Annotated in this window: 14 protein-coding genes; 11 read left to right on the top strand and 3 right to left on the bottom strand. The window is 72.6% G+C overall.

Annotated features, from left to right (window positions below; all coding sequences use genetic code 11):
* Nucleotides 1–17: 17 nt before the first annotated feature.
* From ACT1U9_RS28465 to ACT1U9_RS28490, 6 genes are read left to right on the top strand one after another with little or no spacing between them, the layout of a single operon-like run.
* On the top strand, nucleotides 18–1,406 hold the full coding sequence (locus tag ACT1U9_RS28465; protein WP_444535474.1) for an ATP-binding protein: 1,389 nt from the start codon (nucleotides 18–20) through the stop codon (nucleotides 1,404–1,406).
* Entirely contained in the window at nucleotides 1,403–1,825 is a 423-nt protein-coding gene (locus ACT1U9_RS28470) for a roadblock/LC7 domain-containing protein (RefSeq protein WP_188275947.1), read from the top strand. The genes ACT1U9_RS28465 and ACT1U9_RS28470 overlap by 4 nt, the downstream gene beginning before the upstream one ends.
* A complete protein-coding gene (locus ACT1U9_RS28475; RefSeq protein WP_444535475.1) occupies nucleotides 1,822–2,181 on the top strand; it encodes a DUF742 domain-containing protein in 360 nt (119 codons plus the stop codon). Before ACT1U9_RS28470 ends, ACT1U9_RS28475 begins: the two co-directional genes overlap by 4 nt.
* On the top strand, nucleotides 2,156–2,788 hold the full coding sequence (locus ACT1U9_RS28480) for a GTP-binding protein (protein WP_444535476.1): 633 nt from the start codon (nucleotides 2,156–2,158) through the stop codon (nucleotides 2,786–2,788). The genes ACT1U9_RS28475 and ACT1U9_RS28480 overlap by 26 nt, the downstream gene beginning before the upstream one ends.
* Nucleotides 2,785–4,032: a cytochrome P450 gene (locus ACT1U9_RS28485; RefSeq protein ID WP_444535477.1), complete on the top strand. Its 1,248-nt coding sequence runs from the start codon at nucleotides 2,785–2,787 to the stop codon at nucleotides 4,030–4,032. Before ACT1U9_RS28480 ends, ACT1U9_RS28485 begins: the two co-directional genes overlap by 4 nt.
* The gene (locus ACT1U9_RS28490; RefSeq protein WP_444535478.1) at nucleotides 4,029–5,261 is read left to right on the top strand and encodes a cytochrome P450 family protein; all 1,233 of its coding nucleotides are present in this window, start codon (nucleotides 4,029–4,031) and stop codon (nucleotides 5,259–5,261) included. Before ACT1U9_RS28485 ends, ACT1U9_RS28490 begins: the two co-directional genes overlap by 4 nt.
* Before the next feature lie 7 nt (nucleotides 5,262–5,268).
* Here ACT1U9_RS28490 and ACT1U9_RS28495 read toward each other — a convergent pair whose 3' ends face one another.
* Nucleotides 5,269–6,051: an inositol monophosphatase family protein gene (locus ACT1U9_RS28495; protein ID WP_444535479.1), complete on the bottom strand. Its 783-nt coding sequence runs from the start codon at nucleotides 6,049–6,051 to the stop codon at nucleotides 5,269–5,271.
* A 140-nt stretch (nucleotides 6,052–6,191) separates the two neighbouring features.
* Here ACT1U9_RS28495 and ACT1U9_RS28500 point away from each other — a divergent pair, with 140 nt between their 5' ends.
* Nucleotides 6,192–7,172 (top strand): AsnC family transcriptional regulator, encoded by a 981-nt coding sequence (locus ACT1U9_RS28500; protein ID WP_444535480.1) that lies wholly within the window; start codon nucleotides 6,192–6,194, stop codon nucleotides 7,170–7,172.
* Nucleotides 7,173–7,187: 15 nt separating this feature from the next.
* On the opposite strand, the gene ACT1U9_RS28505 is transcribed toward ACT1U9_RS28500, so the two are convergent.
* Nucleotides 7,188–7,685 (bottom strand): Asp23/Gls24 family envelope stress response protein, encoded by a 498-nt coding sequence (locus ACT1U9_RS28505; protein WP_444535481.1) that lies wholly within the window; start codon nucleotides 7,683–7,685, stop codon nucleotides 7,188–7,190.
* Between the two features lie 270 nt (nucleotides 7,686–7,955).
* Between ACT1U9_RS28505 and ACT1U9_RS28510 the strand changes: the two genes are divergently transcribed.
* From ACT1U9_RS28510 to ACT1U9_RS28520, 3 genes are all read left to right on the top strand, one after another.
* A complete protein-coding gene (locus ACT1U9_RS28510) occupies nucleotides 7,956–9,506 on the top strand; it encodes an FG-GAP-like repeat-containing protein (protein ID WP_444535482.1) in 1,551 nt (516 codons plus the stop codon).
* 217 nt (nucleotides 9,507–9,723) lie between these two features.
* A complete protein-coding gene (locus ACT1U9_RS28515) occupies nucleotides 9,724–10,890 on the top strand; it encodes a glycoside hydrolase family 64 protein (RefSeq protein ID WP_444539273.1) in 1,167 nt (388 codons plus the stop codon).
* 109 nt (nucleotides 10,891–10,999) lie between these two features.
* Nucleotides 11,000–12,049: a glutathione S-transferase family protein gene (locus tag ACT1U9_RS28520; protein WP_444535483.1), complete on the top strand. Its 1,050-nt coding sequence runs from the start codon at nucleotides 11,000–11,002 to the stop codon at nucleotides 12,047–12,049.
* A gap of 13 nt (nucleotides 12,050–12,062) precedes the next feature.
* Here the strand turns inward: ACT1U9_RS28520 and ACT1U9_RS28525 are convergent, their stop codons facing one another.
* On the bottom strand, nucleotides 12,063–13,238 hold the full coding sequence (locus tag ACT1U9_RS28525; protein ID WP_444535484.1) for a serine hydrolase domain-containing protein: 1,176 nt from the start codon (nucleotides 13,236–13,238) through the stop codon (nucleotides 12,063–12,065).
* A 170-nt stretch (nucleotides 13,239–13,408) separates the two neighbouring features.
* Here ACT1U9_RS28525 and ACT1U9_RS28530 point away from each other — a divergent pair, with 170 nt between their 5' ends.
* The gene (locus tag ACT1U9_RS28530; protein ID WP_444535485.1) at nucleotides 13,409–14,932 is read left to right on the top strand and encodes a beta-ketoacyl-[acyl-carrier-protein] synthase family protein; all 1,524 of its coding nucleotides are present in this window, start codon (nucleotides 13,409–13,411) and stop codon (nucleotides 14,930–14,932) included.
* The last annotated feature ends 15 nt before the right edge of the window (nucleotides 14,933–14,947 follow it).

Here is a 14,947-nt window from a genome sequence, read left to right on the forward strand (position 1 = left end):
CCCTGAAGGTCCATTAGATGATTGAGATACCGGACCTGGCCGCCGGAGGCCTGGCGGCCGGGACCCTGTCCGCGTTCGTTCTGGGGGGCGGGCTGCTGCGCTCCCGGCGCCGGGAGGCCCGCCAGCAGGAGGAGATGGCCTCGCTGCGCTCCCAGGTGGAGGGCGCGCGCGGCGAAGTGGGCCGGGTCTCCCGGGCGTACGCCGCCGAGGTCGCGCATCTCGGCGAGCGGCGCGTGGCGGCCGAGGCGACGCGGGCCGCGCATCCGCATGTGCAGGTGCCGGGCCCGCTCCACCCCGATGTGGCGGGCACCGAACTCGGCGCGGGCCTGGACGGTGTGCTCGCAGGCGTCCTCGCCGCCGTGACCCAGGAACGCAAGCGCGTCGACGCCGCCGCCCGTGCGGGCATGCGCGGCGCCACCCGTGAGATCCAGGCCGGGCTCTACCGCCTCCAGGACCAACTGCGCGGCCTCCAGCGGCGCTACGACGACCCCGAGCTCGCCCAGACGCTCTTCGAACTCGACCACGAGAACGAGCAGTCGCTGCGCCGCGCCCAGGTCACCGCAGTCGTCTGCGGCGCCTGGGTCGGGCTCGCCCGTGAGGAGTCGCACCTGGTGGACGCGGTGACCGGCGGCCAGTCCCGGCTCGTCGGCTACCACCGGGTCCGCGTCCACAACCATCTGGAGCCGGGCGCCGCGCTCGTCTCGCACGCCGTCGAGCCCGTCGCGATCATCGTCGCCGAACTGCTCGACAACGCGCTGCGCCACTCCGCGCCCGACACCGAGGTCGTGGTGAACCTGGAGCGCGCCCACCACGGCGTCTCGGTCACCGTCGACGACGCCGGGGTCGGCATGAACGCCGACGAACGTGCCTACGCGCAGCGGATGGTGGCCGGGACCGACCCGATCCTCCTTTCCGAGCTGGGCGATCCGCCCCGGATGGGCCTGGCCGCGATCGGCCAGCTCACCCGGCAGTTCGACCTCTCCGTGGACCTGTCCTCGCCCTCGCCGTACGGCGGAGTGCGCGCGGTGCTGCTGGTCAAGAACCATCTGCTGAGCCGGATCGACCCGGCCGAGCGCCCGCCCGCCGCGGCCGCCCCGCGCTCGACGCGCCAGGCCGAGGCGCAGGCCGCCGCGCACCCCGCGCTCCCGCCCGCCCCGGCCCACGCGGCCCCGTACACCCCCGAACCCGCCCCGTACGCAAGCGGCGCGATCACCCACGAGAGCGCGCCCGACGGTGACGCGCTGCCCCAGCGGCGGCGCCGCAGCCGGGCCGTCGCGCTGCCCGCCGAGGCCGCCCCGGCCCCCGCCCGCACCCCCGAGGAGTCCGCCGCCGCGCTCGGCGCGCTGCAGTCCGGCACCGCCGCGGCCCGCTCCGCCGCCCCCACCGAAGGGAACGAACCGCGATGAACAGCGGAACCACCGGCGAGACGGCGTGGGTGCTCGACGCGATCCTGGAGATCCCGCATGTGCGGGCCGCCGTCCTGCTCACCCGGGACGGCCTCGTCTCCGGCTACACCAAGGCGCTCTCGCAGGCCTCCGCCGAGCGCACCGCCGCCATCATGAGCACCGTGCAGGGCGCCTGCCGCACCGCCGCGGCCGCCTTCGCCGACCAGGACGACGCCCGGATCCGCCAGGTCGTCATCGAGTCCGACCACGGCTACATCCTGGTCGCGCCCACCGCGCACGGCACCTGTGTGGCCGCCTACGGCGACCCGGAGGTCCGGCTCGACCTGCTCGCCCACCGCGTCCACTCCCAGGTGGCCCGGCTCGGCGAGAAGACCATGGCGGCCGCGCCCCGCGGAGCCGACGGCGCCGTCCAGGCATGACCGCCCGTAGCGGCGGCCGTCCGCTGGTCCCCGCCTATCTGTCCACCGGCGGCGTCGCCCGGCCGAGCCGCAACAGTCTGGAGCGGCTCTCGGTGCTGACCGGCGGGGGCGGGCCCGAGCCCGCCGGGCTGCCCGCCGCCCAGCACGCCCTGCTCGACGTCCTGGACGGCGGGTCGCTCACCGTGGTGGAGACCGCGGCCCTGCTCGAACTCCCGGTCTCCGCCGTGCGCGTGCTCGCCGCCGACCTCGTCGACCAGGGTCTGGTGAGCGCCCGCCCGCCGGTCCCCGCCGCCGCCCTGCCCGCCCCCGACCTCTTGAAGAGAGTGGCCGATGGCCTCCGCGCCCTCAAGCAGTAGTCCCGGCTCCACCGGTGCGAGGGGGGCCGCCGGGATCCATCTGCCCGACACCGCCCGCGAGTTGGTGAAGATCATCGTCGCGGGCCCCTTCGGGGTGGGCAAGACCACGCTGATCGACTCGGTCTCCGAGATCCGCCCGCTGCACACCGAGGAGCATCTGAGCGAGGCGTCCGTCGCGGTGGACGACCTCGCCGGCGTACGGGACAAGACCACCACCACCGTCGCCATCGACTTCGGCCGGATCAGCCTGGGCGGGGGAGTGGTGCTCTACCTCTTCGGCACCCCCGGGCAGGAACGGTTCCGCTCGCTGTGGGCGGACATCGCCTACGGCGCGCTCGGCGCGCTCGTCCTGGTCGACACCCGACGTATCGACGACTCCTTCGACGTGCTCGGCCTGGTCGAGGAGACCGGACTGCCGTACGCGGTCGCCCTCAACACCTTCCCCGACTCCCGCCCCTACACCGAGGAACAGCTGCGCCGCTCGCTCGATCTGGAGCCCGGCACCCCGATGGTGATCTGCGACGCCCGCGACACCAACTCCTCCATCGACGCGCTGCTCGCCCTCGTCCAGCACCTGATCGCCCGCAACCGTCCGGAGACCCGGTGAACGCCCACCCCGCATACCCCGCCCCCGCAGCCGCCTTCTCGCTCTCCGCGCCGGTGCGGCTCTGGGAGGAGGGCTTCGCCGCCGACCCGCACGCCTACTACGCGGCGCTGCGGGCGCAGGGCCCGATCGGCTGGGCCGAACTCGCCCCGGGCGTCCCCGCGTACGTGGTCACCGACCGGCGCGCGGCCCTCGACCTGCTGCACGACCCGGACACCTGGTCGCACGACCCCAGGCCCTGGGAGTCCACCGTCGCCGAGGACTCGCCGATCCTCGGCATGATGCGCTGGCGGCCCAACGCGCTGTTCGCCGACGGCGACGCGCACATCCGCTACCGGCGCACCCTGCTCGACGCCTTCGACCTGGTGGAGCCGCACGACCTGCGCGAGCGGGTGCACCGGGCCGTGGACATCCTGGTCGGCCGGTTCGGCCCGGCCGGAAGCGCCGACCTCGTCGCCGACTTCGCCCGCCCCCTGATGGCGCTGATCTTCAACAACCTCTTCGGCCTGCCCGACAGCGAGAGCGGCCGCCTCAACGACGCGCTCGGCCAGATGATGGAGGGCGGCGCCCAGGCGGCCAACGGCGAGATGGAGTACGGCCGTTACGTCCTCGAACTCGTCGCCGCCAAGAGCGCGCAGCGCGGCGAGGACCTGACCAGCCGGCTCCTCGACCACCCGGCGGCCCTCACCCCCGAGGAGGTCACCTGGCAGGTGTTCCTCACCCTCGGCGCGGGCCACGAGCCGACCGCCAACCTCGTCTCCAACGCCCTGTCGCGCATCCTCGGCAACCCCGCCTACTACTCCACCCTCACCAGTGGCTCGCGCCCGGTCGCGGACGCCGTCGCCGAGGTGCTGCGCTACGAGACGCCGCTGTCCAACTACGGCATCCACTTCGCCCGCGAGTCGCTGAGCTTCCACGGCGTCTGGGTCCAGGCCGCCGTGCCCGTGGTCGTCTCCTTCGGCGCGCTCGGCCACTTCGCCGAGCGGGAGTTCGCCGGGGCCCACCACCGGCACGACGCCTCGCACCTGTCCTGGTCGGCCGGGAACCACGGCTGCCCGGTCAAGCAGCACACCCTGCTGATCGCGACCGAGGCCATCGAACGCCTCACCCAGTGGCTCCCGGACCTCGACCCGACCACCCCGCGCGAGCGCCTGACCTGGCGCCCCGGACCGTTCCACCGCTCCCTGACGGCGCTGCCCGTCCGCTTCACCCCGCGCACCCCCGACCAGCCAGGAGACCGAGCATGACCTCGTCCACGCGTGTGCCCCTCGACCCGTTCGGCGCCGACATCCCGGCCGAGAGCGCCCGGCTGCGCGCCCTGGGCCCGGTGGTCCCCGTCGAGCTGCCCGGAGGCATCCCCGCCTGGGCGCCCACGCGGTACGACACCCTCAAGAAGCTGATCCTCGACCCCCAGGTCAGCAAGGACCCGCGCCGTCACTGGGCGCTCTGGCCGGAGCTCGGCGAACACCCCGACTGGGGCTGGATCCTGGGCTGGGTCGGCGTGATCAACATGCTCTCCACGTACGGCGCCGACCACACCCGGCTGCGCAAGCTCGTCGCCCCCAGCTTCACGGCCCGGCGCACCGAGGCGATGCGCGCCCGGGTGGAGCAGATCACCGCCGAACTCCTCGACGGCCTGGCCCAGGAGGCCGCGTCCGGGAACCCGGTCGACCTCAAGGCCGGTTACGCCCACCCGCTGCCGATGCGGCTGATCTGCGAACTCTTCGGTGTGCCCGGCTACTTGGTCAAGGACATGGCCAAGCTGATCGCCGACATCATGGACACCTCCGACCCCAGCCCCGAGCACGGCGAGTCCGTCCAGCGGCAGATCGCCACGGTGCTGCCCTCGCTCATCGCGTTCAAGAGCGAGGTGCCCGGCGACGACATGACCACCGAGCTGATCAAGGTACGGGACGAGGACGGCGACCGGCTCAGCAACGAGGAGCTCGTCTACACCCTGCTGCTCGTCATCGGCGCGGGCTTCGAGACGACCGTCAACCTCATCGGCAACGCCGTCGTCGACCTCCTCGAACACCCCGACCAGCTCGCTGCCGTACGGGCCGGGGAGATCAGCTGGGACCAGGTGGTCGACGAGGTGCTGCGGGTCCACCCGTCCATCGCCACGCTGCCGCTGCGGTTCGCCGTCACCGACATCACCATCGACGGGGTCACCATCCCGGCGGGCGACGCCATCGTCACCACGTACGCCGCCGCCGGTCACGACCCGGCCCACTACGGCGAGGACGCCGGCGCCTTCGACGCGACCCGCGCCGCCGACGACCACCTGGCCTTCGGCATCGGCGTCCACCGCTGCATCGGCGCCCCGTTGGCCCGGATGGAGGCCCTGACGGCCCTTCCGGCCCTCTTCGACCGCTACCCGGACCTCCGACTCGCCACCAAGGCAGACGAGTTGAGCCAGGTCCCGTCGTTCATCGCGTTCGGCTACCAGGAGATCCCGGTAGAGCTCGGCGACTGACGCGACATCAGCTCTGGAGCAGGGGCAGGAGCTGGGCGTGGAGCGCGGCCGGTGCGGCCAGGAAGCCGGTCGCGCCCGCCTGCCATGGCTGACCCGCCGCGTCCGTGACCAGCGCGCCCGCCTCCTGGGCGAGCAGCGCGCCCGGCAGCAGATTGGTGTCGTCGCGGCCGAACTGCCAGAAGGCGTCCAGGCGTCCGGCCGCGGTGTCGGCGATCTGCCAGGTGGTCGGGCCGAGGTTGCGCACGGCGGCGACGGCCGGGGCGACGGCGGTGTACGAGCGCCCCGCCGCCTCGGCGACGCCCGGCTGTGTGGCGACGAACGGGGGAGTGCTGGTCGCCACGACCGCCGCCGCCAACTCCCGCTTCCCGGACGGGGCGAGCGGCACTCCGTCGCGGGTGGCCCCGTGCCCGGCGGCCGCCTGGTAGGTCTCGCCGAGGCGCGGGCAGTGGAGCACCGCCGCCACCGGCACTCGGTCGCGTACGAGCGTGATGCTCACGCAGTACTGCGGCATGTCCTGGAGGAACTGCACCGCCCCGTCGATCGCGTCGACCACCCACACCTCGCCCTCGCGCGGCAGCACGGTGTCCATCTCGTCGGCCCATGCCACCCCCGGCCGCGCCGCCTCCAGACGCGGCCGCAGCGCGGCCACCAGAGGAGCCTCGGCCGTCATGAACGCCGACTTGAACTCCTCGAACGTCGTGGCCCGCGCCGGGCGCTCCGCCGAGAGCAGCAACTCGCCCGCCTCCACGGCGGCGTCGGTCATCGGCGCGAGCAGGTGTGCGTACGGCATGGAGGGCTCCTGTTGGGGGGCATGGTGTCGGGTTGATGTCTCCATGGTGGGTGGGCGGGGAGCGGTACGGGTGCTCATGGCCGCGAGAATGAGCGATGATGCACTTTATGGCGTCGAATTCAGCGGTTCAGGTACTCGACTTGCATGATCAGCGGCTGATCGCGGCCCTCCAGTGCGACGGCCGCCTCGGCGCCGAACGGGCGGGTGAGGTGTTGGGGATCAGCGCCCGCACGGTGGGGCGGCGTTGGCGCGCGCTCATGGCGGACGGCGCGGTACGGGTCGTCGCGCTGCCCGCCGTGCCGGACACCATCGGTGCGGTGCTGCTCCGCATCAAGGTGCTCCGGGGCAAGCTCGACACGATCACGGCGGCGCTCGCGGCCCGCCCGGACGTGCCGTTCATCGACGTCAGCGCGTCCGGCGACGAGATCGGGGCGGTGGCCCGCACCGAGCCCGGCTCGCGCGATCCGCTGCTCTTCGGTCAGTTGCCCGCCACCCAGGCCGTCACCTCGGTCAACGCGGCGACCGTGCTGCACGCCTTCCGTTACGCGTTCGAGTGGCGCCACGACGTGCTGAGCGCCGCCGAACGGGCCGCGCTCACCCCGCCCCGGTCCACCCCGGCCGACGGCCCCGCGTACGACGAACTGGACCGTGCCGTCCTCGCCGAGCTCACCGCCGACGCCCGCGCGGCCGCCGCGACGGTCGCTGCCCGGACCGGGCAGCCGGAGTCCACGGTCCGGCGCCGTATCGCCCGGCTCGTCGCAGAAGGCCGACTGCTCACCCAAGTGGCCGTCGACGTACGGCTGTTGGGGCTCGCCATCGACGCCAATGTGATGCTCGAAGTGCCCCCGGACCGCCTCGACGCGGCGGGCCGCGCGCTGGCCGCCCATCCCGCCGTGCACGGCGCGTTCGCGACGACCGGCCCGTTCAATCTGCACGCGGCCGTCTGGGTGCGCGATCTGGCGGCGCTCTACCGATTCGTTTCGGACGATCTGAGCGGCCTCGGCATCAGCCGGATGGACACGGTGATCGTCGGCCAGTCCGTCAAGCGCCCGGGCTCCCCCACGGTGATCGGGCGCCGCGTCCGGGACCACCGTGCCACCTCGGCGGCCCCGGACGTGTAACAGCGGCGGACGCCGCTACTGCACGCGGACCTCGCCGCCCTCGGACCCGCCGTCGTCCGGCAGATGGACGTCGTCGACCGAGATGTTGACCTCGACGACCTCAAGGCCGGTCATCCGCTCCACCGCCGCGATCACGTTCTCCCGCACCTCGGCCGCGACCGCGGTGATGCTCACGCCGTACTCCACCACGACGTCCAGGTCGATCGCGGTCTGCCGCTCGCCGACCTCGACCTTCACGCCCCGGCTCACCGCGGCCCGCGAGCGCGGCACCCGGTCGCGCATCGCGCCGATGGTGCGGGCGAATCCGCCGCCCAGCGCGTGGATGCCCGGCACCTCGCGCGCCGCGAGCCCGGCGATCTTCTCCACCACGCCGCCCGCGATGGTCGTGCGGCCCCGGGTCGCGGGTGGCTGACCGGCACCGCTGCGCGCGGTCTGCAGGGTGGTGCCGGTTGTGCCCGTGCGGTATTCGTCGGTGTCGGGTTTCTCAACGGTCGGGCTGATCGGCTCCGTCATACGAAGCCACCTCCTAGACGCCTGGGGTGAATGGGCAGGGCGCGAGATCCGCGCGTTCTCGTCCTGCAAGTACCGTGCGCGCGGCGCGTCATGCGGGCAAGGGGGCGTTCCTTTGTGCAACCTGCGTCAAGACGGGCGCCGTCAGCCGCACCGGCCGGGTTCTCCTGCTGTACAAGAACACGCGAGACGGTGGTGCTCGCACGAGCCGCCGTGGCAACTGATGCCCCGTCAAGAGAGGGCGCCGCAGGCGCCTTCCCGACTGGAGGAAACATGAGACGTATCCGGTTGGCCAGCTCTCTGTTCGCACTCGTCGGCGCGTTCTCCCTGGCGGCGCTGCCCGCGAGCCCCTCGGCCGCGACGCAGAAGGGCACTCCCGTACTGCGTGTGATGCCGCTCGGCGACTCGATCACCTGGGGCGGCGGCAGCCCCACCCTCTCCTCGTACCGGCGGCCGCTGTACAAGATCCTGAACCTCGAAAAGCGGTACTCCGTACGGTTCGTCGGTTCCAAGGCGTCCGGCAGCCTCCCCGACTTCTCCAACGAGGGCCACAGCGGTTACGTCATCGACCAGCTCACCGCGGGCATCGACGGCTGGATGGCCGGCGCCCGGCCCGACGTCGTCCTGCTGCACATCGGGATCAACGACATCGCCCGCGGCATCGACCTGCCGCACGCACCCGACCGCCTCGCCGCCCTGGTCGACCGGATCTACGCGGACAAGCCGGGCGTCACCGTCCTGGTGATGGGCCTCATCCCGACCACCAGCGGCCTGGAGGAGCCCGCCAAGGCGTTCAACGTACGGGCCAAGGAGCTGGAGGAGACGGAGCGGCAGGAGGGGCAGAAGTTCCGCTATGTGGAGCCGCCCGCGCTCACCCAGGCCCAGTTCACCGACCAGCTCCACCCCAACGACGCCGGGTTCCTGCGGATGGCCTGGGCGTTCTACCAGCCGCTCAACGCCGTGTGGCGCGAGGGCTGGGAGTCCGGCGGACCCGCGCTCGGCGCCGGTACCGAGGCGGGCGGCACGGGCAAGGTGCGCTGGGCCGACTTCGACGGCGACCGGAGGATGGACTACGTGACCGTCGACTCCAAGGGCTCGGTCTCCGTGCGCCTCAACCGGGGCGGCGACGGCCGGGGCGGCTGGAAGTCGCTCGGCCGGGTCCTGCACGGCGTCACCAACGACCCGGCCCGGCTGCGGTTCGCCGACTTCGACGGCGACGGCCGCGCCGACGCCCTCGTCCTGGACCCGAGCGGCGCCGTACGCGTCTATCTCAACCGGGGCGGAGACGGCCACGGCGGCTGGAAGCCGCTCGGCATCGTGACCGCCGGGACGACGGCCGACGCGAGCCGTGTGGTGTTCGCGGACTTCGACGGCGACGGCCGCACCGACTATGTGACGATCGGCGCCACCGGCGAGGTACGGGTCAAGCTCAACCGGGGCGGCGACGGCCACGGCGGCTGGCTGGACTGGGGCCGGGTCGCCACCGGCGTGACCGCCGACGCGAGCCGGGTGCGCTTCGCCGACCTCGACGACGACGGCCGCCCCGACTACAACGTGATCACGGCGAACGGCGCCGTCCGCAGCTTCCTCAATCGGGGCGGCGACGGCCGGGGCAGCTGGGTCGACCTGGGCAACACGACCACCGGCTTCACCACCGACGCCGCGCGCGTCTCCCTCGCCGACGTCACCGGCGACGGCAACGCCGACTACGTCCTGGCCGACCCGGCGACCAACGCCGCCTCCGTCCACGCCTGGGCGGGCGGCGACGGCCACGGTGGCTGGGTGGACCGGGGCCGGGTCATCGGGGGCGTACACATCCCGTAACTCGGCACAGGAAGTGAACGCAGTACCGCACCCAACTCTCCTTCTCCCTCAAGGAATTTGACGCACGCTCATTGACACACCCCCTCCCGGCCACGATTCTGAGAGCGCTCTCACGGGTCGGAGGGGGTGATTCCTCCTTGCGGTGCCTCCCCCACGGAACCCACCGAATCTGATGAGGAGTTGGAGCGTGTCTCCACAGAAGAAGCTGCTGGCACCCCTGGTCGCCGCCGTGCTCGTCGCGGCGGCCGGCACGGCCACCGGCGCCGCCGCCCCCACCACGGCCGCGGTGCCCTCGACCATTCCGCTCACCTTCACCAACAACTCCGGGCGCGGCGAACCGGTCTACATCTACAACCTCGGAACGCTGCTCTCGACCGGACAGCAGGGCTGGGCCGACGCGAACGGCACCTTCCATCCCTGGCCCGCCGGGGGCAACCCGCCCACCCCGGCCCCCGACGCCTCGATCGCGGGACCGGCCACCGGGCACTCGACGACGATCCGGATACCCAAGTTCTCGGGCCGGATCTACTTCAGCTACGGCCAGAAGCTGGTCTTCAAGCTGACCACCGGCGGTCTGGTGCAGCCCGCGGTGCAGAACCCCGGCGACCCCAACCGGAACATCCTCTTCAACTGGTCCGAGTACACACTCAACGACTCCGGACTGTGGCTCAACAGCACACAGGTCGATATGTTCTCGGCCCCCTACGCCGTGGGCGTCAAACGCGCCGACGGCACCACCGCGTCCACCGGCCATCTCAAGCCCGGCGGTTACAGCGGTCTGTTCAGCGCGCTCAAGGCGAAGCCCGGCGGCTGGGGCAAGCTGATCCAGACCAGGTCCGACGGAACGATCCTGCGCGCGCTGTCCCCCGGCCACGGCATCGAGACCGGCGCGCTCGCGAACACCGTCATGGACGACTACATCAACCGGGTCTGGCAGAAGTACAGCACCTCGACGCTGACCGTCACGCCCTTCGCGGACCAGCCGAACACCAAGTACTCCGGCCGTGTCTCTGGCACCACCATGAACTTCACCAACAGCGCGGGCGCGGTCGTCACCAGCTTCCACAAGCCCGACGCCGACAGCGTCTTCGGCTGCTACAAGCTCCTCGACGCGCCCAACGACCTCGTACGGGGACCGGTCTCCCGCACGCTCTGCGCGGGCTACAACCGCTCCACGCTGCTGGTCAACCCCAACCAGCCGGACCCGAGCGCCGCGAACTTCTACCAGGACACGGTGACCAACCAGTACGCCCGTGAGATCCATGCGCGGATGGCCGACGCGAAGGCGTACGCGTTCGCCTTCGACGACGTCGGCCACCACGAGTCGCTGGTCAACGACGGCAATCCGCAGCAGGCGTACGTCACCCTCGACCCGCTCAGCTAGGGCCTGACGGGGGACAGCGGTTCCACCGGGCGGCTCATTCCGCGGGGCGAACCCCGCTCGCGGGGAAGGCTCGCAGGATGTACGCGAGTCCAGCGGGAAGGAGACGGGGATGAGCCGCCCCGACGACAGCGACACAGCGGGTTTCGAGGGCACCTGCGGCAACGCGGGATACGGGACGAAGCGCTTCACGCGCTCCCGGAGCCACTTCGCCGACCGCATCACCGCCGACGGGCGCGACGGCTGGCCCGTCGAGCACGGCCGCTACCGGCTGGTCGTCAGCCGGGCCTGCCCCTGGGCGAGCCGCGCCCTGGTCTCCCGGCGGCTGCTCGGCCTGGAGGACGCGCTGTCGCTGTCGGTCGCCGACCCCATCCAGGACGACCGCAGCTGGCGCTTCACGCTGTATCCGGACGGCCGCGACCCGGTCCTGGGCATCCGCTACCTCAGTGAGGCGTACGAAGCCCGTGAGCACGGCTATTCCGGAGGCGTCAGCGTCCCCGCGATCGTGGACGTGCCCAGCGGGAAGCTGGTCACCAACGACTTCCAGCGGATCACCCTGGACCTGGCCACCGAGTGGCGCGCGCTGCACCGCGACGGGGCCCCCGACCTCTACCCCGAGCGGCTGCGCGACGAGATCGACGAGGTCATGGCGGGCGTCTACCGGGACGTCAACAACGGGGTGTACCGGGCCGGTTTCGCCATCGAGCAGGACGAGTACGAGGACGCCTACGGCGATGTGTTCCGCCGGCTCGGCCTGCTCTCCGAACGGCTCGCCGGGCGCCGCTATCTGGTCGGCGACACCATCACCGAGGCGGACATCCGCCTGTTCACCACGCTCGTACGGTTCGACGCCGTCTACCACGGCCACTTCAAGTGCAACCGGTCCAAGCTGACGGAGGACCGGGTGCTCTGGGCGTACGCCCGTGACCTCTTCCAGACTCCGGGGTTCGGCGACACGGTCGACTTCGACCACATCAAACGGCACTACTACCTCGTGCACTCCAGCATCAACCCGACCGGCATCGTGCCCGCAGGCCCGGACCTCTCAGGGTGGCTGACGCCCCATCACCGCGCGGAGCTGGGCGGCAGGCCGTTCGGCGACGGCACCGCGCCCGGGCCGGTGGGGCGCGGCGAGGCGGTCCCGGCGGCGGGCCGCCCTTGAGTCATCGCATACGTCAGAGCGCGCTGTACACCGCGTCGATCAGCGCCATCTTGCGCGGGTCGTCGGCGATGTGCCAGCCCATGCGGTTCATGACATAGCCGAGGGAGATCCCGGCCTCCGGGTCGGCGAGGCCGCAGGAGCCGCCGAAGCCGTCGTGCCCGACCGCGCGCGGGTTCGGGCCGTACGAGCCGTTGGCGCCGCTCAGCCAGAGGCCGAGGCCGAGCTCCGTCTCGTGCGGGAACCCCGCGCCGGTCACCAGGTCGCGGCAGCGGCCCTGGCCCTCGCGGACCCGCTCGGCGGCCTCGGGCGAGATGACCTGCCGCTCGCCGCAGCGGCCGCCGCGCGCGAGGATCCCGTAGAGCGCTGCGACCGCGCGGGCGGTGCCGTGGCCGTTGGCCGCCGGGATCTCGGCGGCCCGCCACTCGGGGCTGTTGGCGTCGGCGGCCCCCACGAACGGATTGCCGAGCGCGGCCTCGGCCACCGGCTCCAACTTGGCGAACAGCGCGGCCAGTTCACTGTTGTCGGAGATCGGCGGCTGGACCAGCTCGGCAGCGCGCCCGGCCTCCTTCTCGTCCAGCCCGACCGTGAAGTCGATGCCGAGCGGCCCGGTGATCTCCTGCTGCAGAAACGCGCCGGGCAGCAGTCCGGTGACCCGCCGGACCACTTCACCGACCAGATAGCCGTAGGTGAAGGCGTGATACCCGGACCGGGTGCCCGGCTCCCACCAGGGCTCGGTCGCGGCGAGGCGCGCGGTGGTCAGCTCCCAGTCGTAGAGCTGCGCGAGGGTGTGCGGCTCGCGCAGCCCGGCGAGGCCCGCGCGATGCGCGAGCAGATGGCGTACGCGTACGGACTCCTTGCCCGTGGCCGCGAACTCGGGCCAGTACGCGGCGACCGGCGCGTCCAGGTCGAGCAGTCCCCGGTCGGCCAGCAGATGGGCGCAGAGCGCGGTCACCCCCTTCGTGGTGGACCACACATTGACCACGGTGTCCCGCTCCCAGGGGCGGGTGCGGGCGGCGTCGGCCCAGCCCGCCCACAGGTCGACGACGCTCTCGCCGTCGACGAGGACGGTGACCGCCGCGCCCAGCTCGGCGCGGTCGCGGAAGTTCTCCTCGAAGGCGGTGCGGACCGCCGAGAAGCGGGGGTCGCAGTGGCCGTGGACCGGCGGCACGGGCTCAGTCGTAGAGGGCATGCGGCGAACCGTACCGACTGGTCGGACTGCGGGGAAGAGCGCGTCCGCGCCATGCGTGCGGCCACCTGGTGCGGCGGATGCGGGGCGATATCGGCAGGTCGATTTATCGACTCTCTACACTGGGCATGTTGACCTTGAAGCGTTCACACGTGCTAACTCAGGAAGCGGCGATGAGCGAAGACCAGGTGATGGGCGGGGAGTGCTGTCTCCTCACGACGGGGGAACTCGTACCCGGCGACGTGATCGCCACCGGCGTCGACAGCTGGCATGTGGTGATGCGCACCGCGCCCGCCAGCGAGGCCCGCACCCGGCTCGTGCTGCGCCCCGTGCACGGCGGCCCGGACCAGGAGCGCCTTGTTTCCCGGCGGGCGCGGCAGGTGGTGCGCACGGTCCGGGTCGACCCTTCACAGCTCCCCAAGCCGGACGGCCCGGGTCCGGGCCGGCGGCGGGTCGTGGTGACCGGGCTCGGCGCGCTCACCCCGCTCGGACCCGATGTGCCCGGACTGTGGCAGGGCCTGCTGTCGGGGCGGTCGGCGGTGGGTGTGGTGACGGGCGAGGAGTTCGACGGGCTGCCGGTGCGGCTCGCCGCCGTGGCCGCCGTCGACCCGGCTCAGTTGCTGCCCAGGACGGTGGCGCGGCGGATGAACCGGTCCGCGCAACTGGCCGTGGTGGCCGCGCGCGAGGCCTGGCGGGACGCCGGTCTGGATCTTGAGGGCACTCGTGCCAGCGGGCTGTTGCCCACCCGGACCGGAGTGTCGATGGGGACGATCATCGGCGGTGCGCCGGTGCTCGTCGACGGCCAGCGTCGCCTCGCGGAGCGGGGTCCGCGCGGGGTGTCGCCGTTCACCGCGCCGATGACCGTGCCGTCCTCCTGCGCCGCCCAGATCTCCATGGACCTCGACATCCGGGGCGAGGCCAGCACGCTGGTCTCGGCCTGCGCCTCCGGTACCGAGGCGATCGGGCACGCCATCGACCGCATCCGTGCCGGACATGTCGACCTGATGGTGACCGGCGGCGCGGAGGCGGTGATCGTCCCGGCGATCCTGGCGTCCTTCGCGGCGATGCGGGCCGTTTCCACTCGCAACGATGAACCGGCGTCCGCCTCCCGCCCGTTCGACAAGAACCGCGACGGATTCGTGCTCGGAGAGGGTGCCGGCGTACTCGTCCTGGAGGCCGAGGAACACGCCAGAGCGCGTGGCGCGCACATCTACTGCGAGGCCGCCGGGTGGGGTCTGTCCGCCGACGCCTTCCACATGGTGGCGCCCGAACCGAGCGGCCGGGGCATCGAGGCCGCGCTGCGGGCGGCCCTCGCCGACGCGGACGCCACGGCGGCGGACGTCGTGCACGTCAACGCCCACGCCACGGCCACCGTCGAGGGCGACCGCGCCGAAGCCCGCGCCCTCGGCAGGGTCCTCGGCGCCCACGCCCCCGACGTCCCGGTCACCGCGAACAAGGGCGCGCTCGGCCACCTCCAGGGCGGCGCCGGCGGAGTGGAGGCCATCGCGACCGTACTGGCGCTGCGGGACGGGCTCGTTCCGCCCACGGCCGGATGCGACGACGTCGAGGACGGGATCGCCCTCGACGTCGTGCGGCGCTGCCCGCGCTCGCTGCCGCTCGACGGCGACATCGCGCTCAGCGACTCGTTCGGGTTCGGCGGGCACAACGCCGTGCTCGCGTTCCGCGCCATCGGGTGAGCTGGGGCATTGCGG

The organism is Streptomyces sp. BR1 (assembly GCF_052373795.1).
GTDB lineage: Bacteria > Actinomycetota > Actinomycetes > Streptomycetales > Streptomycetaceae > Streptomyces.